At 61.7% G+C, this 20,619-nt stretch carries 14 protein-coding genes and 3 pseudogenes; 11 read left to right on the forward strand and 6 right to left on the reverse strand.

What is annotated here, in order from left to right; all coding sequences use genetic code 11:
• Positions 1–108 precede the first annotated feature (108 nt).
• A complete protein-coding gene (locus AC4DF4_RS11770) occupies positions 109–576 on the reverse strand; it encodes a CsgG/HfaB family protein (RefSeq protein ID WP_490048304.1) in 468 nt (155 codons plus the stop codon).
• On the opposite strand from AC4DF4_RS11770, the gene AC4DF4_RS11775 reads away from it, so the two are divergent.
• The 4 genes and pseudogenes from AC4DF4_RS11775 (at position 563) to AC4DF4_RS11790 (ending at position 3,822) form a co-directional block, all read left to right on the forward strand.
• Complete coding sequence (locus tag AC4DF4_RS11775) at positions 563–811, forward strand: SGNH/GDSL hydrolase family protein (RefSeq protein ID WP_490048305.1); 249 nt, start codon at positions 563–565, stop codon at positions 809–811. The genes AC4DF4_RS11770 and AC4DF4_RS11775 overlap by 14 nt on opposite strands.
• A gap of 70 nt (positions 812–881) precedes the next feature.
• A pseudogene (locus AC4DF4_RS11780) lies at positions 882–1,011 on the forward strand (hypothetical protein); the annotation flags it as partial.
• A gap of 57 nt (positions 1,012–1,068) precedes the next feature.
• Positions 1,069–1,800 carry an alpha-L-fucosidase gene (locus tag AC4DF4_RS11785; RefSeq protein WP_490048306.1) on the forward strand — a complete coding sequence of 244 codons (732 nt, stop codon included), beginning with the start codon at positions 1,069–1,071 and terminating at the stop codon, positions 1,798–1,800.
• Between the two features lie 474 nt (positions 1,801–2,274).
• Positions 2,275–3,822: a sulfatase family protein gene (locus tag AC4DF4_RS11790; RefSeq protein ID WP_490048307.1), complete on the forward strand. Its 1,548-nt coding sequence runs from the start codon at positions 2,275–2,277 to the stop codon at positions 3,820–3,822.
• Positions 3,823–4,078: 256 nt separating this feature from the next.
• On the opposite strand, the gene AC4DF4_RS11795 is transcribed toward AC4DF4_RS11790, so the two are convergent.
• Entirely contained in the window at positions 4,079–5,386 is a 1,308-nt protein-coding gene (locus AC4DF4_RS11795; protein WP_490048308.1) for a Gfo/Idh/MocA family oxidoreductase, read from the reverse strand.
• Between the two features lie 504 nt (positions 5,387–5,890).
• Here AC4DF4_RS11795 and AC4DF4_RS11800 point away from each other — a divergent pair.
• The 7 genes and pseudogenes from AC4DF4_RS11800 to AC4DF4_RS11830 all read left to right on the forward strand — a co-directional run bounded on the left by AC4DF4_RS11800 (position 5,891) and on the right by AC4DF4_RS11830 (position 17,101).
• Positions 5,891–10,090, forward strand: a complete 4,200-nt coding sequence (locus AC4DF4_RS11800) for a PSD1 and planctomycete cytochrome C domain-containing protein (protein ID WP_490048309.1) — start codon at positions 5,891–5,893, stop codon at positions 10,088–10,090.
• Between the two features lie 4 nt (positions 10,091–10,094).
• Positions 10,095–11,573, forward strand: coding sequence for a DUF1501 domain-containing protein (locus tag AC4DF4_RS11805; RefSeq protein WP_490048310.1), 1,479 nt, complete (start codon positions 10,095–10,097; stop codon positions 11,571–11,573).
• Positions 11,570–14,017, forward strand: coding sequence for a PSD1 and planctomycete cytochrome C domain-containing protein (locus AC4DF4_RS11810; protein WP_490048311.1), 2,448 nt, complete (start codon positions 11,570–11,572; stop codon positions 14,015–14,017). The genes AC4DF4_RS11805 and AC4DF4_RS11810 overlap by 4 nt, the downstream gene beginning before the upstream one ends.
• Positions 14,014–15,447, forward strand: coding sequence for a DUF1501 domain-containing protein (locus AC4DF4_RS11815; RefSeq protein ID WP_490048312.1), 1,434 nt, complete (start codon positions 14,014–14,016; stop codon positions 15,445–15,447). Before AC4DF4_RS11810 ends, AC4DF4_RS11815 begins: the two co-directional genes overlap by 4 nt.
• Positions 15,448–15,696: 249 nt before the next feature.
• Positions 15,697–16,164: pseudogene (locus tag AC4DF4_RS11820) on the forward strand (sulfatase-like hydrolase/transferase); the annotation flags it as partial.
• Between the two features lie 443 nt (positions 16,165–16,607).
• Positions 16,608–16,796 (forward strand): hypothetical protein, encoded by a 189-nt coding sequence (locus tag AC4DF4_RS11825; RefSeq protein WP_490048313.1) that lies wholly within the window; start codon positions 16,608–16,610, stop codon positions 16,794–16,796.
• Positions 16,793–17,101 carry a type II toxin-antitoxin system RelE/ParE family toxin gene (locus tag AC4DF4_RS11830; RefSeq protein ID WP_490048314.1) on the forward strand — a complete coding sequence of 103 codons (309 nt, stop codon included), beginning with the start codon at positions 16,793–16,795 and terminating at the stop codon, positions 17,099–17,101. The genes AC4DF4_RS11825 and AC4DF4_RS11830 overlap by 4 nt, the downstream gene beginning before the upstream one ends.
• Before the next feature lie 571 nt (positions 17,102–17,672).
• Here the strand turns inward: AC4DF4_RS11830 and AC4DF4_RS11835 are convergent.
• The 4 genes and pseudogenes from AC4DF4_RS11835 to AC4DF4_RS11850 form a co-directional block, all read right to left on the reverse strand.
• Positions 17,673–17,984: a hypothetical protein gene (locus AC4DF4_RS11835; protein ID WP_490048315.1), complete on the reverse strand. Its 312-nt coding sequence runs from the start codon at positions 17,982–17,984 to the stop codon at positions 17,673–17,675.
• A 120-nt stretch (positions 17,985–18,104) separates the two neighbouring features.
• Positions 18,105–18,701 carry a dTMP kinase gene (gene tmk / locus AC4DF4_RS11840; RefSeq protein WP_490048316.1) on the reverse strand — a complete coding sequence of 199 codons (597 nt, stop codon included), beginning with the start codon at positions 18,699–18,701 and terminating at the stop codon, positions 18,105–18,107.
• Between the two features lie 302 nt (positions 18,702–19,003).
• Positions 19,004–19,495, reverse strand: a pseudogene (locus AC4DF4_RS11845) (PDDEXK nuclease domain-containing protein); the annotation flags it as partial.
• Positions 19,496–19,699: 204 nt separating this feature from the next.
• Positions 19,700–20,619 (reverse strand): IS630 family transposase (locus AC4DF4_RS11850; RefSeq protein WP_490048317.1); only part of this gene is annotated, 920 nt, incomplete at its 5' end.

Raw genomic sequence — 20,619 nt, forward strand, 5'->3', positions numbered from 1 at the left:
TGTCTTCTTCGTTTTGCTTTCATTTTGTGTGGTTTAGTTTGGGTTCAAGACCCGCGCCCGACCACCACAATCAAAGCTTAACCCCTGGCCCGAATTTCGGGGTCCGCCTCACTTCGGCCAGGCACTGGGTTCATACGGTCTGAAATTATACCGGATGTATTGCTCCGCAGTGGTGATGCTTTGGTCTTGCAGGGTCACACCCAAGTGCGTGTCACAGACTACCAAGCGGGCGCGGTTGTCTGCGATGCTCATCAGCACAAGGAAATCCGCTCCAGCGATTTCTCCGAAGTGGCTGCGCTTCTTGCGATCTCCGAGTAATTCTTTGAGTTCAACTTCATCGAGGGCTTTTCCTAGGACATCTCTCTCGACGAGTGAGATCTTAGGGTTGTTGCTCAGTCGTGCCATGAGAAGGTCGCCCCACCCGGATTTATCCGAGCTGAGGATGGCAATGGGATGGTGGAACTGGAAAAGAAATTTGGAACCAATTACAAGGGCACCATTGATGATTATGAAACCGGCTATCGTGCCCTGATCGAACGCTCGCAAAAGGAAAATTCCCGGCGTGCGGATCGTCATTTGCGAACCCTTCACCACCCGCGCCTCCGACGATTTCAAGCCTCTCGCCAAATACGCGGCGGTTTCCAAAAAACTGGCCGACGAGATGAAACTCGACTTCGTGCCATTCCAGTCGATGTTTGACGAGGCCGTGAAAGCAGCGCCCGCCGATTTCTGGCTCTGGGACGGCGTTCATCCGTCACCCGCCGGTCACGCCATCATGGTCCGCAAGTGGCGCGAGGTGGTGGGAATCTGAATAGGGCATCAACCCGCCAAAGCGCTGCCAACCCAGTGATCCCATGATTGGAACATCATGCAAAATAACCATGGCAGCCACCGCGTTCGCTGTTGTGATCACCGCATTTGCTCCCGTCAACGCGCATGCCGGACCCGCGACCGCTGGAGAAATCACCCGCGAGCAGCGCATCCAGTGGTGGCGCGAGGCGCGCTTCGGCATGTTCATCCACTGGGGGCTCTATGCGATTCCCGGCGGCCAAAAAATACCGGCCGGACGTGTTGTGGTTCGATGGCATCGACATGAAAAGCGACGCACAGGCGCTCGATCTCTATCAGACGATCCGCACGCTGCGCCCGGAATGCGTCATCAACAGCCGCATCAAAGGCTGTGTCCCGCCGAAGAAGATCCCGCCACCGCTCTGCGACTATCTTTCCAGCGGCGACAACGAGATCCTCAAAGGCAACATCGGCTTCGAGTGGGAAAACCCCGGCTCGATGAACACCAGCTACGGATACAATCCCAACGACCCAAAGTGGCACTCCGCCGAGGAAATCGTATCAAAACTCGTCCAGATCGTCAGCAAGGGCGGCAACTACCTGCTCAACGTCGGCCCCACGCCGGAAGGAACCATCCCCCAACCCTGCATCGACCGTCTGGCGGAAGTCGGCCGGTGGATGGACCACAATGGCGAGGCCATCTACGGCAGCTCGGCCTGGCATGTGGCCGACGAGAAGGACGAGACCTCGGGACGCGTCATCCGCTTCACCGCCAAGGGCGATGCCGTTCATGTCTTCTGCCCCGTGAACGGAAGGGCAGGGGAACTCACCATCAAGGCGCTCGGCGCTGAGCAACTTGCCGGACGGCAGATCGCGTCCGTGACCATGCTGGGATCGGAAGAAAAAGTCCAATGGACACAGGAACCGGCCGGACTCAAACTCACCGTGCCGGCCGGTGCCCCCGGCGGCTTTGTCTCTACCTTCCGCGTCCAACTGCGTCCGCAACCTTAACAAATCAGCGATGGTTGCGACGGTCAGACGAATTCCCTTTTCCTCTTTAACATGAATCGAAAATCCATCCCTGCGACCGTCGCCCTATTGTTTTTATGGGTCGCCTCCGTTCTCTGCCTGCGGACACCGGATCATCCTGCCAGCAACGCCGATGCCGGACAAATCGCGACGCGAACCACCAAGGACTCAAACCCAGGGCCAGAACCTGCTGGCGGCTGAATCCGAAACACAGCGGCTTGCAAGGCTTTCGCCGCCATCATGGCGACCGCCCGAGGTGTTTTCAAAAACCGGGCAACCGCCACCGGGCTCAAAGTGCTCACCGGCGGCAACAGCTCTAGCAATGTCGAAGCCGTCAGCGTCCCGTTGCCCGAAGGACGCCGTCGCGTGGAGCGGTCCTGAAAATGACAATCCGGTGAAAGAGCACCCCGACGATCCGCGTTGTTTAGAACCGGTTCCAGAAAGCCACAGTCCACCATGATCCGCATGCGCCCGCTATCCATCCTGCTTCTCAGCCTGCTCTCCAGCCAGGCGGCGGATCGGCCTAACATTCTTTTCATCTTTTCCGACGACCACGCGCTGCAGGCGATTTCCGCCTACGGCGGCCGCTTCAAGGAGATCGCCCCCACGCCCAACATCGACCGCCTCGGCAAACAGGGCGCGGTCTTCGAGCGCTCGTATTGCGCCAACTCGATCTGCGGCCCATCCCGCGCCTGCATCCTCACCGGCAAGCACTCGCACATCAACGGCTTCATCGATAACGACAACTCGAAGTTCAACGGCGCGCAGCCGACGTTCCCGAAATACCTCCAACAGGCGGGCTATCAGACCGCGATCATCGGCAAGTGGCATCTTGTTAGCGATCCCGCCGGCTTCGATTACTGGGAAGTGCTCCCCGGGCAGGGAAGTTACTACAACCCGGACTTCATCCAGATGGATGGCACCACCAAACGCGTCGAGGGCTACGTCTCCGACATCATCACCGACAAGTCGCTCGATTGGCTCAAGAACCGCAAGGACAAGGACAAGCCTTTCGTGCTGATGAGCCAGCAAAAGGCTCCCCACCGCAACTGGGTGCCTGCGGAACGCCATTACAAATTGTTCGATGGCGTGAATCTCCCCGAGCCGGAAACCCTCTTCGACGACTACGCGAACCGCAGCGAGGTGCTGAAAAAACAGGCAATGAGTCTGGCCAAGGACTTCTGGTGGGGACACGACCTGCTGCTGCCTGGCAAATCCACCGACCCGCGGTTTCTCAATGGCATTGTCAACGGCGAGTTCAAGCGCATGAACTCCACCCAGAAAGCCGCTTTTGATCAGGCTTACGGCGCGGAAAACCAGAAGCTCATCGACGACCTCGCCGCCGGCAAACTCAGCGACCAAGACGTGACCCGCTGGAAATACCAGCGCTACCTCAAGAACTACCTCCGCTGCGTCCGCGCCGTGGACGAGAACGTCGGCCGCCTGCTGGATTATCTCGACGAGTCCGGCCTTGCGAAGAACACCATCGTCATCTACTCCTCGGACCAGGGTTTTTACCTCGGCGAGCACGGATGGTATGACAAGCGCTGGATGTTCGAGGAATCGCTCGCCATGCCCTTCCTGATCCGCTGGCCCGGCGTCGTCAAACCCGGCGTCCGCTCCAAGTCGCTCATTCAGAACATCGACTACGCGCCCACCTTCCTCGAAGCCGCCGGCGTGGAAATCCCGGACGACATCCAGGGCCGCAGCCTCGTTCCCGTGCTCAAGAACGCGGGGGTCGCCCCGGCCGACTGGCGCAAGGCGATCTATTACTTCTACTCCGGCGAGGCGACCCACCACGTCGCCGCCCACGACGGCGTCCGCTCCGACCGTTACAAATTGTTCCACCTGGCCAAGACCGGCGAGTGGCAGCTCTTCGATCTCGAGAAGGACCCCCAGGAAATGAAAAGCCTGCACGAAGATCCCGCCTACGCCTCGGTCCTCGCGGAGATGAAGAAACTCCATCGGGAACTGCGCGCTCAATACAAGGTTCCTAGCGAATGATGGATTCGCGTGCCGCCTGACATGGGGATGGAAAACCGTTAGGAATGCGGGCGCGGGCGCGGCAGGTGTTTCCGCGCGCCGCCCGCGATCTCCGCGAGGCTTTGCTCGCCCATGACGAGATAGGTCGTGTTGCCGGGCACACAGATGTCGGCATACCAGGCATCCTCACCGCTGTCGGCACCCAGGGGATGAGGCCGTTGTCGTGGAGATCGCGTTCGCGCCAATACCATTCGTGGAAGCGTTCCAGCGATGAAATTCAAACGATCTCCTCTTTGACCGGGTCCCAGCGGACCTGCCGTTTCTGCCGATATGCCTCGACCGACATCATCAGGGTGGCGACCTCGATGAAGGCCTCGTCCTCATGGCACTGGGTCCGCCCGCGGGTGCGCACGCAGGTCAGGAAGTCCAACAGGTGGTCGGGCTTGCGGTGTTCCTTGCCCGCTTTGAAAAAAAAGCCCGGCTCGGGCCGCGGATAGACCGCCGGCTTGTGGGCGACCTCGTCGCTGAAAATTTCAAACTGCGAGGCGTTTTGGCCGATCGAGTCAAAGATCATCCGCCCTTGCCGGCCGATGTATTCCGGAGTTTGGGAACGCCGCGAGTTCATGCAGCCCTCGAAGTTGACCACGCAGTTTCGTTTCTCGAACACATAACTTGAAAGCCAGGTATCCGGCACTTCGCGGTCGTCGTTCCAGAAGGCGTTGTGCCCTTGGGTCACACAGGTGTCTGGGATTCCGTAGCGCAACACGGTCTGGACATGGTCCATCTCGTGCGTCAGCAGATCGCCGGCCTGGCCGGTCCCGTATGGCCAGTAACAGCGCCAGTGCCAGAAATGCCGTTCGTTGAAGTCAATTTCCGGAGCCGGCCCCAGCCAGCGTTGCCAATCCAGGTCCCGGAGGACCTGCTGCGGGTCAGGCCGCTCATAGACGTCATAGGAACCGTACCAGCGCCACGGCGGCCGCTCGGTTGGCCCGTTGAAAAAGCGGCCGGTGTTGACCAATGTCACCTCCCCGATTTTCCCTTCCGCGATCATGTGGTGGCCCACGTCCGCAGCGGCGAGTTGCCGGCCCTGGTGGCCGAGTTGCATCACCGCCTTGGCGTCCTTCACCGCGTTGCGCATCCGCTTGGCCGCCGCCACCGAGGTGGTCCAGCCTTTCTCGCAATAAACATCCTTACCGGCCGCCACGGCATCCACCACCATTTGCTCGTGCCAGTGGTCAGGGGTGGCGATGATGACCGCCTCGATCTGCGGATCGTCTAGCAGCTCCTTGTAGTCCACAAAGGTCCGCACCTCGGGGTTGTTCGATGGTGCGATCCCCCGTTGGAGGTGCGGTTTGTAAACATCGCAGATGGCGACGACTTTGCACGCTTGGTTCGAACCGGCCACTCGGATCAGATCGCGGCCCCGCGTGCCGATGCCGATCTGGGCGATGCGCACCGGCTCGGCCGTCGGTTCGGCTCCGCGCAAGATGGCGGGGGCCGCCAGGGTGCCGGCGGCAATGGCGGCGGCGGTCTTGCCGCTGGTCTGGATGAACTCGCGACGGGAAATGGAATCAGACGGTTTCATGGCATGGGATTGGGGTTGAATTACCGGTGGGTCACCGACATGGATACGGCTGCATCGCAGCAAAAAATGCACAGCTGAGCTTGATAGTTTGATTCTTCCCTGCCCGATCAACCTGAGCGTGGAGGCGGAGAGGTTCAGCAGGCCCACGGCGACGACTGCCAGCAGGATCATCAGCGCGAGAGTGACGATTAGGGCGAAGCCGCTGGACCCGCGGTTTGGAGGTCTTGTGACTTCCATGGGTGGATGGATCCGCCATCCCGGCGCAATGAGCTAAGTGACTGGAATTCAACTTTTTAATTAGCATCCAGTCTCACTTGGAGTTGGTGCCGACCTGAGCGGGGCGTCCCGGATTCCTGAGAGGGGAGGGGACGATTGTCGCAAAAAGGTGACATTTTTTCGCGAGTTTTCCGTCGGGTCGAGGCGAATCCCATTGCCGCCCGGAGGTGGGGCCATAGTTTGCGTCCGTTGAGCCTGCGGATTTCAGCGGCCGAGCCGCCCTTGCCCATGACCCCGATCAATCCGCGCCACCTGTTGCTATCCGCCGCCCTTTTGCTCCAATCCGTGCCCGCCTCCGCCCAGGGCGTTTTTCCCGGAGCTGATGAGAACACACCCTCGCTGGCGCATTATTTTACCTGGATCAACAACACCAACGAGGGCGCGACCGCAGCCCAGACCCAGACGAATCTGGCGTTTTTCCAATGGCTGAAAAATGATTACGGGATGACGCTCGACATCTACGCCTTCGATGCTGGGGTGATCGACGCGCCGAAATATTACGGCACGCCGGAGACCCGGAAATTCAAAGGCCAGTTCCCGCAGGGCTTCGGCCCGCTCGCCGAGCAGGCGAAGGGTTTCGGCGGCCGCCTCGGGGTGTGGCTCGGTCCCGATGGCTTCGGAAATACTCCCCGGGAGGAAAAGGCGCGCATCGATTTCCTAACCTCGCTGTGCCGCGACCACAAGTTCCAGCTCTTCAAGATGGATGCCGTTTGCACCCAACTGCGCGAGGACAAGCAGGACGCCTTCGTCCGGCTGATGGAATCCTGCCGCAAACACAGCCCGGACTTGATCCTCCTCAATCACCGGCTGGAACTCGGCAAGGCCGAGCCCCACGCGACGACTTTCCTGTGGGAAGGCGCGGAGACCTACATCGACGTCCACATGGTCAACACCACCACCGCTCCCCACAACCGCGCGGGGGCGCTCGGGCGAGGCTTGCCGCCGGAACTCAAGCGGCTGGCGGAGGAGCGTGTCGCCGAGGTCGAGGCGTTCAAGGACGGCAAGCCGCTCGACCGCGCCGCGTGGCGTGCCAGCAACCTCTTCGCCCACCCCGACGCCCTGCCAGCCACCGCCGCATGGTCGGCCGGCGTGACCGTGGATGAAATCACCCCCACCTCCTACCTCTGCGTGGCGGTGGAAGGAAAACACGGCAAGGAGGGATGCTATGCCGCCATCCGTCGGAACGGCAAGCTGATCGGCGCGCCGGACCGCGCCTCCTCCTACCCCGTGATTTCCTGGGAAAACCCGGTTCGCGGCCGCGAGAGCGGATACACCTATTTCTTCCCGCTCGATCCATCAATGGTCGGTGAAAAGCTCGAAATCGTCCTGCTCGGCATGAAAGGCGGCGGTCAGGACCTGCAAACCTTCCGTCTGGCTCACCGCCCGCGATTTGCCGTTCACCACCGAGCTCCGGAAAATCCCACGGTGAGCATGAATCCGCGCCACCGGAAGTTGGCTGCCCCTCATCCGGGGTTGATGAAAGGGAGTGCAAGAAATGCCCGTTTAGGCGGTCACGATTCCGGCACCGTGCTATTTGAAATCATGTCGAAGCGATTCCGTCCTCTCGCCGCCTTGTTGATCCTGAGCATTCCGCTCGAGGCAGCGGTGGATTTCGCCCGCGACGTCCGCCCCATCCTCAACGCCAACTGCACCGCCTGCCACGGCGGCGTCAAGGAGGCTGGCGAGGTTTCATTCATCTATCGGGACAAAGCTCTCGGCAAAGGCGAGTCCGGCAAGCCGGTGATCGTCCCCGGCAAACCCGATGCCTCGGAAATGATCGCCCGCATCACCTCCAAGGATCCGGACGAGGTCATGCCGAAGCCTGAGCACGGTCCCCCGCTCAGCTCCGCGCAGATCGCCACCCTCCGCCAGTGGATCACCGAAGGCGCGAAATGGGGCGAGCATTGGTCGTTCGTCGCTCCGGAAAACCACCCGCGGCCTCCCGTTCGTAAAACCGATTGGCCGATCCGCGGCCTCGATCACTTCATCCTCGGCCGCCTTGAATCTGAGAAGCTGAATCCATCGCCCGCCGCCGATCCCGCGCAGTGGTTGCGCCGCGCCTCGTTCGACCTCACCGGACTGCCGCCCACCATCGACGAACTCGACGCCTTCCAAAAAGCAGCTTCCGCAGACCTGCAAGCTGCCATCGAAAAGGAAACCGACCGGCTGCTCGCATCGCCGCATTTCGGCGAGCGCTGGGCCTCCGTCTGGATGGACCTCGCCCGCTACGCCGATAGCGCGGGCTACGCCGACGATGGCCGCCGCGAGGTCTGGAAATACCGCGATTGGCTCATCGACGCCTTCAACCGCGACCTGCCATTCGACCAATTCACCATCGAACAGATCGCCGGCGATCTGATCCCTAACGCGACGCTCGACCAGAAGATCGCCACCACTTTCAGCCGCCTCACCCAGGTCAACAGCGAGGGCGGCACCGATGATGAGGAGTTCCGCGTCGCCGCCGTCATCGACCGCATGAGCACCACTTGGGAGGCATGGATGGGCATCAGCTTCGGCTGCGTACAATGCCACTCCCACCCCTATGATCCGATCCAACACGAGGAATTCTATCAATTCATGGAGTTCTTCAATCAATCCGCCGACGCCGACCTGGTCGAAGACCTGCCCAAGCTCGCCGTGCCCGTGGACAAGGCCCGCTATGCCGATGCCAACGCCCTTCACAATCAAATCCTCGGCGCGGAGAAATCCCTTCACGACGCCCGCGTGAAAATCGACTCCGCCACCCGCTGGCAACCCGCGCGGTCGGTCACCGCCGAGGCGAAGAAAGCCGTTCTCAGCATCGTCGAGCAGGACGGCGTCCAAGAGTTCCGCGCCGACCCGAACGTCGCCGCCGGAGCCGAATACATGCTCACGTTCCCCACCGATCTCAAGACCGTCACCGCCCTGCGTTTGGAGCTTCTCCCGCTCGACGAGAAAAAAGCCACCCACACCCCGGAGTGGGGCGGCATCATCCGGCATATACTGCTAGGCGTCATCGATCCGTCCGGCAAGGCGACCCCCGTGCCGTTCCATGAAGCCATCGCCGACGAAGCCCACCCGATGCATGATCCGAACGGCTCGATCAAAGGTGACGAGCGCGGATGGGGCACCTACTCGAAAATCTTCACCCCGCGCCACGCCACCTTCGCGCTCGCGGAACCCCTAACCGTTGCTCCGGATTCCAAGCTGCGCGTGACTCTCAAGAACGGCTATATCTATCAGGCGAGTTTCCCGATGGTCGCCAAGCGCGGACGCATCTCGCTCACCGACCAGCCGGAGTGGATCAGCCACCGCACGCAAACCGAGGTGGTTTCCGCCAAGCAGCGGATCGAGGAAGCCCGCAAGAAACTCAAGGAAATCCCATCCACCACCACCCCGGTGATGGTCGAACGCGACCCGGCCTTCGCACGCGGCACCCACGTCTTCCTCCGCGGCAACTGGCTCGACAAGGGCGATTTCATCAAGGAGGCCGGCACCCCGAAAATTTTCCCGCCACTCCCCAAAAGCGGCGAACGCGCCACGCGCCTCGACCTCGCGCGATGGATCGCCTCGCCATCCAATCCGCTCACCGCCCGCGTCGCCGTCAACCGCCTCTGGCTCGAACTCTTCGGCACCGGCATCGTCCCCACTCCGGAAGACTTCGGCTCCGCCGGCGAGCATCCCACACACCCGGAGTTGTTGGATCACCTCGCCGTGCGCTTTTCCTCCGAGATGAAATGGAGCGTCAAATCGATGCTGCGCGAGTTGGTCACCAGCGCCACCTATCGGCAGGACTCGACCATCCCCGCCGATCTGGTAGAGCGCGATGCCGGCAACCGCCTGCTCGCCCGTGGTCCGCGCCAGCGCCTCACCGCCGAGATGATGCGCGACCACTCGCTCACCGCCGCCGGACTCATCAGCCCCCGCATCGGTGGCATTCCGGCCCAACCGCCGCTGCCACCCGGCGTCTGGAAACCATTCACCAAGGACGAGTGGAAAACCCCGGAACCCGGCGACCCGGAACGCTACCGCCGCGCGGTTTACATCTACTTCAAGCGCAGCCTGCTCTATCCGCTTTTCAGCTCCTTCGATGTGCCTCCGCGCGACATCTCGTCCAAGCGCCGCCTCGTTTCCAACACTCCGCTCCAGGCGCTCACCACGCTCAACGACGCCGCCTTCCACGAAGCCGCCATCGCCATCTCCAAACGCATGGCCGAGGCCGCGCCGGATGACCTTGCCGCCAGCATCGCTTACGGTTACCGTCTCGTCGCCACGCGTGAAATCACCCCGGACCGCAGCTCGGAGCTGCGCGAACTCTATCAGCATCTCGTCGCCGAATACACCGCCGCGCCCGACACGATGAAGGATCTCGCCGACACCCCGGAAAAAGCCGCCCTCGCCATCGTCGCCTCCGTCATGCTCAACCTCGACGAATCGCTAGCCCGCTAGAGCCATGAACATTGCCCAACATCTCCAGCAAGAGCAGCTCCGCCACGCCACGCGCCGGCATTTCCTCAAGGAAGCCGCGTTCGGCCTCGGCTCGCTTTGCCTAACGAGCCAGAATGTCTTCGGGGCCGGGGGCTCCGTGGGCCAGCACGACGTCGCCAATCCGCTGGCACCGCTCGCCCCGTCCTTCGCGCCCAAGGCCAAGCGCATCATCTTCCTCCACATGGCCGGCGCGCCGAGCCAGATGGAGCTGTTCGACTACAAACCCATGCTTGCCAAATACGACGGCAAGGACTGCCCGGCCGAATACCTCGCAGGCCAGCGCTTTGCCTTCATCCAGGGCGTTCCGCGTTTGCTAGGCCCGCAGTTCGATTTCAAACAACACGGCCAGTCCGGCGCCTGGATTTCCGACCGTCTGCCGTCGCTCCACGCGCATGCCGACAAGCTCTGCTTCATCAAGTCGATGCAGACCGACCAGTTCAATCACGCGCCGGCCAAGCTCCTGATGCACACCGGCAACCAGAACCTAGGCTACCCCTCGATGGGCTCGTGGATCACCTGGGGGCTCGGCAGCGAAAACCAGAACCTGCCAGGTTACATGGTCCTGCTCTCCGGCGGTCGGCCGCCCCGCGCCGGGGCCGCGCTGTGGGCGAACGGCTTCCTGCCATCCGTCTATCAGGGAGTCCAATGCCGCTCCGGCGGCGACCCGGTCCTCAACGCCGCGAATCCTCCCGGCATCAACCGCGAGATCCGCCGCGCCGCGCTCGATTCCCTCAAAGGGCTCAACGCCCGTACCCACGAAGACTTCGGCGATCCGGAAACCGTCACCCGCATCGCCCAATACGAAATGGCCTACCGCATGCAGATGTCCGTGCCCGAGGTGATGAGCATCAACAACGAACCCGCCCACATCCGTGAAATGTATGGCGCGGAGCCCGGCAAGACCTCCTTCGCTAACAACTGCCTGCTCGCCCGCCGCCTTGCGGAAAACGGCGTGCGTTTCATCCAGCTCTTCGACTGGGGCTGGGACACCCACGGTTCCAGCGCCTCGGAATCGCTCAAGGACGGCTTCGTGAAAAAGTGCCAGGACATCGACAAGCCGGTCGGCGCGCTGCTAACCGACCTCGAACAGCGTGGCATGTTGGAAGACACGCTGCTCGTCTGGGGCGGCGAGTTCGGCCGCACCCCGATGCAGGAAAACCGCGGCGGCGGCGCGGCGAACGCCTTCGTCGGCCGCGACCATAACCCGAACGCCTTCACCATCTGGATGGCCGGCGGCGGCGTCAAACCCGGCATCAGCTACGGCGAGACCGACGAACTCGGCTACCGCGTCGCCTCCGATCCGGTCCACGTCCGCGACTTCCACGCCACGCTCCTCCAGCTCTTCGGCTTCGATCATCACAAGCTCTCGTTCCCGTTCCAAGGGCTCAACCAGAAACTCACCGGCGTGAAACCCGCCAAGGTGATCAAAGGAATCCTCGCATGACGACCCTGCGGCTCCAATTCATCCTGTCGGCACTGCCCGTCGCATTGGCGTGTGCCCTCGCCCACGCCGCAGAGCCGAGTTTCAACCGCGACATCCGCCCCATCCTCTCGGAAAACTGTTTCCTCTGTCACGGTCAGGACCCGAAACACAGGGGAGGGGAGTTGCGCCTCGACATCCGCGAGGACGCCGTCGCCCAGCGCGATGGAGCCGCCGCCATCGTCCCAGGTCACCCCGACCAAAGCGGGATCATCCAACACATTCTATCCAATGATCCGGAGGTCGTCATGCCGCCGCCGAAGGCTCACCTCGCCGCCATCCCGCCGGAACACATCGACACCCTCAAGCGCTGGATCACCGCGGGCGCGCCCTACGAACCGCACTGGTCCTTCGTTCCTCCCAAAAAAGCCGCCGTCCCCGCAGGCGTCGGTCCGGTGGATCATTTCATCAATCAGCGCCTCGCCGGGGAAAAACTCGCGCCCAGTCCGCCCACCGATCCGGAAACACTCGTCCGCAGGATGTTTCTCGATCTAACCGGCCTGCCGCCCGCCCCCAAGGATACCGACGCATTTCTCTCCGACTCCTCCCCCGACCGCAGGGACCGCCTCATCGCACGGCTGATGGACTCGCCGCATTTCGCCGAGCGCATGGCGCTGCCGTGGCTCGACGGCGCGCGCTACTCGGACACCCACGGCTATTCCATCGACGACCACCGCGACATGTGGGCCTGGCGCGACTGGGTCATCCACGCCTTCGCGACTAATCAGTCTTACGACCAGTTCCTGCTGGAGCAAATCGCCGGCGACCTCATTCCCAACGCCACCCCGAACCAGATCGCCGCCACCGGATTCCTGCGCAACAGCATGAACACCCACGAAGGCGGCACCATCGCCGAAGAATACCGCGTCAACTACACCGTGGACAAGGTGGACACGGTCTCCACCTCCGTGCTCGGCCTGACGATGAAGTGCGCCCAGTGCCACGACCACAAATACGACCCGATCTCCCAGAAGGAATACTTCCGGATGTATGCCTTTTTCAACACCTCCTCCGAACCCGGAAAAGGAGCGACCAACGCCAACACCAATCCGGTGATGGACTACATCTCCCCGCTCGGCGACGGCGGCATGGCGGGTCTCAAGGCGCGCGTCGCCGAATTGGAATATCACAAACTCCACCCCACCGAGCCGGTCGTCAAAGCCCGTGCCGAATGGGAAACCAGGCAATCCCCGCCCGACGGCCCGCTCGCCGTTGCTCTCAAGACACCTGTCAGCCAACGCGCCAACGAACACTGGCAGACCATCAACTCCGCGTTCCTCCTATCCAACGATCCGATGGCGGGCCGCATGAAAGTCGCCGTCACGACCATCGAAACGGAGATCAAGGTTCTGGAAAGCCAAATCAAGCGCGGCAAGACCACCGTCATGGTCATGGACTACAAGCCGGAGTTGCGCAAAACCCACATCCTCGTCCGTGGCGCTTACGATCAATACGGCGAGGAAGTCACAAGCGGCGTGCCCGCCGTGCTGCCTCAACTAGCGGAAGGCGGAAACGCCACCCGCCTCGACCTCGCGAAATGGATCATCCGGCCTGATCATCCGCTCACCGCCCGCGTCGCGGTGAACCGCGTCTGGCAGATGGTATTCGGCCGTGGCATCGTGGAGAGCGCCGGAGATTTCGGCAACCAGGGCTCGTGGCCCACCCATCCCGAACTCCTCGATTGGCTCGCCGTGGACCTCGTCGAACACGGCTGGGACCTCCGCCACACGCTCCGCACCATTCTCACCTCGGAAACCTACCGCCGCTCCGCCGCCGCCACGTCCGGGCAGCTCGAAAAAGACCCGCGCAACCAACTCCTCGCCCGCTCGCCACGCACCCGCCTGCCCGCCGAAATCATCCGCGACCAAGCGCTCGCCGCCAGCGGCCTGCTCGATCTAACCATCGGCGGCCCCGGCGTCCACCCACCGCAGCCGGACCTCTGGAGCGAGATCAGCCATTTCGGATACACGCCACCTTTCACCGCGCAGGTCTTTCTATCAAGTCGCGGCTTTTCGAACCACCGCCGCAGCCTCTACACCTTCTGGAAGCGCACCTCGCCGCCGCCCGTCATGGCCCTCTTCGACGCCCCCACCCGCGAAACCTGCTCGGTCGTCCGCAACGCCACCAACACCCCGCTGCAAGCGCTCGTCCTCCTCAACGAACCGCAATTCGTCGAAGCCGGGGCCGCCCTCGGCCAGCGCATGATCGCGGAAGGCGGCGACTCCGCCGAGGCCCGGCTCACCCACGGCTTCCGCCTCGCCACCGGGCGCAAACCCGCCCCGCAGGAACTCTCGTTGTTAGCCACCGCGCTCGACCGTCACCTCAAGCGCCTCGGCGGCGAACCCGCCGCCTACGCCATGATCGGTTCCACCCTCATCAACCTTGACGAATTCATCAACCGGCCATGAACCCGCTCGAAGCCCATCTCAACTCGATCTCGCGCCGCAGTTTCCTCGGGCTCACCGGCCTCGGCCTCGGAGCCATGGCCGCTCGCTCGCTGATGGCCGCCGATGTGAAATCCATCGCCGCGCCCCGCGGCGTTTCCCATTTCGCGCCCACGGCGAAACGCGTCATCTATCTCTTCCAATCCGGCGGCCCCTCGCACATCGACCTCTTCGACTACAAGCCGCAGTTGGAAAAAGTCCACGGCATCGACCTGCCCGACTCCGTTCGCCAGGGCCAACGCCTAACGGGCATGACTTCCGGCCAGAAAGACTTCCCCGTTTGCAAAAGCCTCGCCGCCTTCAAGCAGCGCGGCAACAGCGGCCAGTGGATCAGCGACCTGCTGCCTTACACCGCGGGCGTCGCCGATGAAATCGCCGTCATCCGCAGCATGCACACCGAGGCGATCAACCACGATCCCGGCATCACCTTCATCAACACCGGTTCGCAGTTTCCCGGCTCGCCGAGCATGGGATCGTGGGTCTCCTACGGCCTCGGCAGCATGAACGAAAACCTGCCCGCCTACGTCGTCCTCGTTTCCCAGGGCACCGGCAAGAACCCCGGCCAGCCGATCTTCTCCCGCCTCTGGGGCAGCGGCTTTCTGCCCTCCAGCCACCAAGGCGTGCAGTTCCGCAGCAGCAAGGATCCCGTGCTCTTCCTCAACGACCCCGCCGGCATGACCCGCTCCGACCGCCGCGCCATGCTCGACGACCTCGGCCAGCTCAACCAGATCCGCCACAACCAACTCGCCGACCCGGAAATCCTCGCCCGCATCAGCCAATACGAACTGGCCTTCCGCATGCAGGCCTCCGCGCCCGAGCTCGCCGATCTATCCGACGAACCCGACTGGGTCTTCGACCTCTACGGCCCTGACTCGCGCCGCCCCGGCACCTACGCCTACAACTGCCTGCTCGCCCGCCGCATGGCCGAGCGCGGCGTGCGCTTCACCCAGCTCTTCCACCGCGGCTGGGACCAGCACGACAACCTCCAGACCCATCTCGCCAACCAGTGCCGCGACACTGACCAGGCCTCCGCCGCACTCATCACCGACCTGAAACAGCGTGGAATGTTAGAAGACACCCTCGTGATCTGGGGCGGCGAGTTCGGACGCACCGTTTACAGCCAGGGAAAAATCGGCGAGGGGCGCGACCACCACGGCCGCTGCTTCAGTGTCTGGGTGGCCGGCGGCGGCGTGAAAGGCGGCGCCAGCTACGGGCTAACGGATGATTATTCCTACAACATCGTCGAAAACCCCGTCCACATCCGCGACCTCAACGCCACCATCCTCCATTGCCTCGGCATGGACCACAACCGCTTCACCTTCCGCTCCCAGGGCCTCAACCAGAAACCCACCGGCGTCGAGCCCGCGCACGTGGTCAAAGGGATTCTCGCATGACCAAATCCGTCGGCGGCGCGGCCAAAAAGGCCGGGCGCAAGGGGAAGAGGAACCAACCCTGAGTGCCTGGGATCGATCGGAATTTGGAAAGATTCATCATGAAGCACACGTATCGGCCGAGTCACACATGCCAGCCAGCTTGATGAAAATCCCTCGACTTTCGCGCCGCCGCGCCGCCGCGCCACCTTGTTCACCTCGGAACGGCAGGCTCAAAACGACCCGGAGAACGGCAAATCCTAATAAACTCCCATGAAACGATTGATCCTGCTCGCCGCGCTTCTCTGCTGCCAGTCCTTTGCGGCGAAGCCCAACATCCTGTTCATCGCCATCGACGACCAGAACGACTGGATCGGCCACCTCGGCGGGCATCCGCTGGCGAAGACGCCCCACATCGACAAGCTCGCCGCGCGCGGCACCACCTTCCTCAACGCGCACTGCAACTCGCCGCTGTGCAATGCCTCGCGCACCAGCCTGATGCTCGGCCTGCGTCCGACCACCACCGGGATCTATGGACTCGCGCCGTGGTTCCGCAGTCTGCCGGAGTGGAAGGACCGGGTGAGGCTGCCCCGGCATTTCGCCAATAACGGCTACCGCACCGCCGCAACGGGGAAGATCTATCATCTCGGCACCGGCGGAAAGGAGAAGGGCGGGGACGGTTCCAAGCCCGAGTTCCAAATCACCGCGCCCCTCGGCGGCGTCGGCACTGTCCCGCCGAAGAACAGGGCCTCATCGATGGCATCGCGGCACTCAACGATTTGCGCCAAACGACATTCCGAGCGGATCCCGAACTGCTGAGGCGATTCGAAGCACGGATGAAGGCCAGACAAGGCTAACTCAGGCCACATTTTGTGTCTCAAAACGGCACCTCTCCCGCCAGTTCCTCCACTTCCTCCGCCACCCGCGCCGCGTGGCTGTGGCGTCCCGCCGCAGTCCGTCTCCGGAGCGTCTCGCTCCGAGTCTTTTTCTAAAACGGCGAGCTTCCCACCAACTCCTCGATCTTTTTCTCCAGTTTCTCCCGCTGCGCGGCGACGATGGTGTCGATCACGGGCAGCACAGCCCCGGATGCCGGAAAACCACCAGTCCGGCGTCCTCCCGAAAAGTGCGAGCCGCCGGATTTTTGTGCCCTTGAACTAAAGGGGAATTAATCCTAGGTTTCCGCCATGTCCACCAAGGAACTCGCAATGGAAACCATCAAGGGACTTCCCGAAAACGCCACTTGGAGGGAAATCGAGGCCCGCATCCGCCTCCTTGCCGAAGTCAACATGGGCTACGAAGAACTCCAGCGGGGAGAAGGAACGATTGTCACCAGTCAAAGTGAATTTCTGAATCTGGCCAGAGGCATGCGATGAACCTCATCCTCTCGCCCTCGGCAATTCGAGATCTGCAGGAGATTTCCGACTACACGCTTCAGACTTGGGGTGCGGAACAGGAAGATCGCTATTTAAAAGGTCTTTGGGGGAAACTCGCCGAAATCCAGTCCAACCCGGATTCCTGGCGACTGCGGGATGACCTGGCAAAAGGCTGCCGCTCCGCCCGCCACGAGAAGCACGTCATCTTCTTCTCGATCAAAGGGCAGACGCTTGAGATCATTCGGATCCTCCACGGCGCGATGGACTTCAACAGTCATCTGGCTGATGAGGATTTACCGGGCTGACGATTTGTGTCTGCCGACTGCATTCTAAAACGCCACATACCCCGCCAGTTCCCGCTCCGCGTCTTTTTCTAAGACGGCGAGCTTCCCACCAACTCCTCGATCTCCTGCTCCAGTTTCTCCCGCTGCGCGGCGGCGCCCCCCCGTGGAGATCCGGGTGAAACATCCGCACCAGCTCCTTCCAAAGCTGCTTGAGCCGCGCGGTCTCGTCGTCGTTGAGCTCCCGTTTCCCCTTGAGCGCTCTATCTTCCTCTTCATTTCAGCTTCTCAGCTTCTCAGCTTTTACCCACCGGTCTTTCTCCGCCGCTTCGCGCTGGTAGTCGGCGGCGGCGCGTCTTCCCGGCAACCACTCCTGCCACGCCCTCAACTCGTCATCCTCCCACGCCTCCTGATGGTTTGGCCCGGATGCTTGTTAGTCGGGACTGACGCTTTCGATGCTAGCCGGACGAAATGGTCCGGCAAGCACGCTGTTTGCCGGGAATTCAGGTGCTTTCGTCAGCCTGCCCGATGGTTGCGGGGGGCGTTCAGGATTTCCAGATCGCCCCCCGGACTGGGCACGTCCGACGGCTTGAGGTCAGCAGGGGATGTCGGTTTCCGGCTCGGTTCCTTGCAGCGTGGCTGACTGGTGGCCGTTGTGATGGGTCAGCGCATAGGCCCCGGCGGCGAGCAGCCCGATGACGACCGCGCCGCCGATCAATCCTGCGGGATGACGAGTGCCGAGATCGCGGATGCGCGTCGCGGCGGTCGCCCCGCGGCTGGCGATTTGTTGCTTCGCCTGGCCGGCGAGTTCCCGCGCGCCATTCGGCAGCGTTTGCCGCGTGGTGTGGGAAATCAGGTGGCGGATGTCGTCGCGCAAAGTGGAAACATCTTCGCGGACGCGATTCATGAGTCCTGTTGAACGACTGTCATTGAATAGGGATGAGTTCATGGCTACGGGGGTAGTTAATGGTTGGGGGAATCGAGGGATGGTAAATTAGCACGCTTCCCCGGCCATTGCAAGATTCCGCTAAACCAAGTGACTCCCGACCGCCTCCCGAACCCGCGCCGCGACCTCGTCGAGCGTGCCGCGGGTGTCGATGACCCGGACGAAGCTCTCGCCCTTGAGCGAGAGGAAAATTTCCCGGCAGCGCTCCAAATTCTCGCGTTTTTCAAACTCGTTGGCCGTGTCGCCGCGCGCGCCGATGCGTTCGAGCGCGGAGTCCACGTCGAGGTCCATGATCAGCAGCAAATCCGGGACCGGCGCGAACTCCTCGTTTTTCCGCCGGATCTCCGCCGGGTCGAAACCGCGGGCTCCCTGGTAAGCCATCGTCGAGAAATAGTAGCGGTCGAGGATCACGACCTTGCCGGCGGCGAGTGATGGCGCGATGAGCTCCTCGACGTGCTGGCGGCGGTCGTTGAGGAAATATTGCAGCTCGTCCTCCGGCGCCAGGCGGCCGGTCGCGGCCGACTCGCGGAGCTTTTTCCCCCACGGGCCGGCGGTCGGCTCGTGTTCCACCACGACACAGAGTCCCATATTTGTAAGAAACTCTCCAAGTAGGCCAGAGTGAGTAGACTTTCCCGAGCCGTCAATCCCTTCAAAGGCAATGCAAAGACCTTGATTCATCGGCTGGTCACGACTGTGTTCTTGTGTTTCAGAATGGAGCGAGTTTTTGTGTTCGCGGCATTCAATCCGTGGAGATGGGTTCCTTTCAAGCCATATCGTCAATCTGGGGTCAAAAGCTTCAGTTTCAACCCGTCCTTCACGAAGCGTTTGAAGTCGGCGTCCAGCGTCACGACCTCCGAGTGAGTTTTTGGATTTTGATTCTCCCACTTTTGCAAACGTGGGGCCAACAGACCAATGCGAGGGAATATCCCCAACCCACTCGATGCCGGAGGGTTTGGTTTTCGGATAGGGTCGGTAGGCGCTCATGCGTCACCTCCTTCAGTGGCTTGTTCTTGGAGCAGGTAGAATTCGTGGAGTTTGCGCTGGAGGAGTTGCTTGTCGGGGAGCTGGGTTTGGTATTCGGCGATGAGGGCGGGGCTGAGGTGGCGGTTCATGGCGTATTTGACGACTTCGGCATCCTTGCTGGCGCAGAGCAACACGCCGATGGCGGGGTTTTCGTGGGGCTTTTTCGCATCGCGGTCGAGGGCTTCGAGATAGAAGCCGAGCTTGCCGAGGTATTCCGGCTCGAAGCGGCCGACCTTGAGTTTGATGGCGACGAGGCAGTTCAGGCCGCGGTGGAAGAAGAGGAGATCGAGCGCGAAATCCCGCCCGCCGACCTGGAGCGGGAACTCGGTGCCGATGAAGCAGAAATCGCGGCCCAGCTCGATGAGGAAATCGCGGAGCTGGAGTAGCAGGCCCTGATGGAGATCCGTCTCGCTGTGGCCGGCCGGGAGATCGAGGAATTCGAGCAGGTAGACCCTTTGCCAAAAAGTAATTTCCAAAACCCTCACGAAAGACCGTTACGACTGTTTGAATCACTCGCGAATCGCTCGCCCTCACCAGCTCCCTAATCCCGATACTTGCACGCTCGAAGAACTCGAAGTTGCAATGGATTGTGGATGTGACAACAAGGTGTTCCGGCGTCTCAACGCCATCCATTTATTGTTATACTATTTAGCTTAATAGAATAGGCATGTGGTTTTCTTCGAACCGTTTAGTTCGGAGCGCAGGTAGCTGTTCAAAAACAAAGACAGGACTCGGCTGGTATCCTCCCAGTATTTACGCAGGGGCACGGTGATCTTCTCTTCGAGGGCCTCCAGTGTAGGCCAGGCCTTATTGCAGATCGTATCCTTGACGATATCCCAGAACTTTTCGACCGGATTGAGTTCGGGGCTGTAGGCCGGCAGGGTGATGATCTTGAGGTTTGCGGGTAGCTCGCCGCCTCCATTGCGGTGATGGAATCCCGCGCCGTCCCCGATGACCACATGCATCGCATCCTCATCGCTCTCGGCGATCTGATTGAGGAAATGTACGTCCGCCTCCTTGTTGACCGTCGGCGAGTAAAGGAACTCGCTTGCGCCACCACCCACTTCGAGCGCACCAAAGAGATAGCCCCATTCGAAGCGGCGCTCCACCGGCGTGACCACCCTCACTCCCTTCAACGACCAGACGCGCCGCACCAATGGGTGGAGTCCATAGCGCATTTCATCGTAAACCCAGAGCTTGATCTTGCGTCCCGTCGGCAATTCCAGCTCCTTCATTTTCTCCGCGAGCGTGATCTTGAAAGCGCTGGCGGCTTCCTCATCCTTCTTCAAGTGACTTGGGCGGGCGACCTTGAGCCGCCCTCCGAGCTTTCCCAGCTGATAGTAGATGGAATTGGTGCCGAATTCAATGTGGTGCTTCTCCTTGAGCCAGGCTTCCGCTTGGCCAGCAGTGCGGAATTCCCCCGCCTTGAGCTTTTCGGTTAGCTCGGCCTTGGCTTCAGCCGTCATCTTGCCCTTTCTTCCCGAACCCTCGCCGCGCTTCAGAAGCGCTTCAATCCCACCATTTCGGAAGAGCTTGATCCAATCATTGATACTGTTTCGATGGCGTCCCACCA

The organism is Luteolibacter sp. (assembly GCF_058122085.1).

Coding starts and splice junctions, on each gene's coding strand:
- AC4DF4_RS11770 (WP_490048304.1), bottom strand. CDS start 576: ATGACGATCCGCACGCCGGGAATTTTCCTTTTGCGAGCGTTCGATCAG.
- AC4DF4_RS11830 (WP_490048314.1), top strand. CDS start 16,793: ATGAACCTCATCCTCTCGCCCTCGGCAATTCGAGATCTGCAGGAGATT.
- AC4DF4_RS11805 (WP_490048310.1), top strand. CDS start 10,095: ATGAACATTGCCCAACATCTCCAGCAAGAGCAGCTCCGCCACGCCACG.
- AC4DF4_RS11800 (WP_490048309.1), top strand. CDS start 5,891: ATGACCCCGATCAATCCGCGCCACCTGTTGCTATCCGCCGCCCTTTTG.
- AC4DF4_RS11825 (WP_490048313.1), top strand. CDS start 16,608: ATGTCCACCAAGGAACTCGCAATGGAAACCATCAAGGGACTTCCCGAA.
- AC4DF4_RS11795 (WP_490048308.1), bottom strand. CDS start 5,386: ATGAAACCGTCTGATTCCATTTCCCGTCGCGAGTTCATCCAGACCAGC.
- AC4DF4_RS11815 (WP_490048312.1), top strand. CDS start 14,014: ATGAACCCGCTCGAAGCCCATCTCAACTCGATCTCGCGCCGCAGTTTC.
- AC4DF4_RS11835 (WP_490048315.1), bottom strand. CDS start 17,984: ATGAATCGCGTCCGCGAAGATGTTTCCACTTTGCGCGACGACATCCGC.
- AC4DF4_RS11810 (WP_490048311.1), top strand. CDS start 11,570: ATGACGACCCTGCGGCTCCAATTCATCCTGTCGGCACTGCCCGTCGCA.
- tmk (WP_490048316.1), bottom strand. CDS start 18,701: ATGAATCAAGGTCTTTGCATTGCCTTTGAAGGGATTGACGGCTCGGGA.
- AC4DF4_RS11790 (WP_490048307.1), top strand. CDS start 2,275: ATGATCCGCATGCGCCCGCTATCCATCCTGCTTCTCAGCCTGCTCTCC.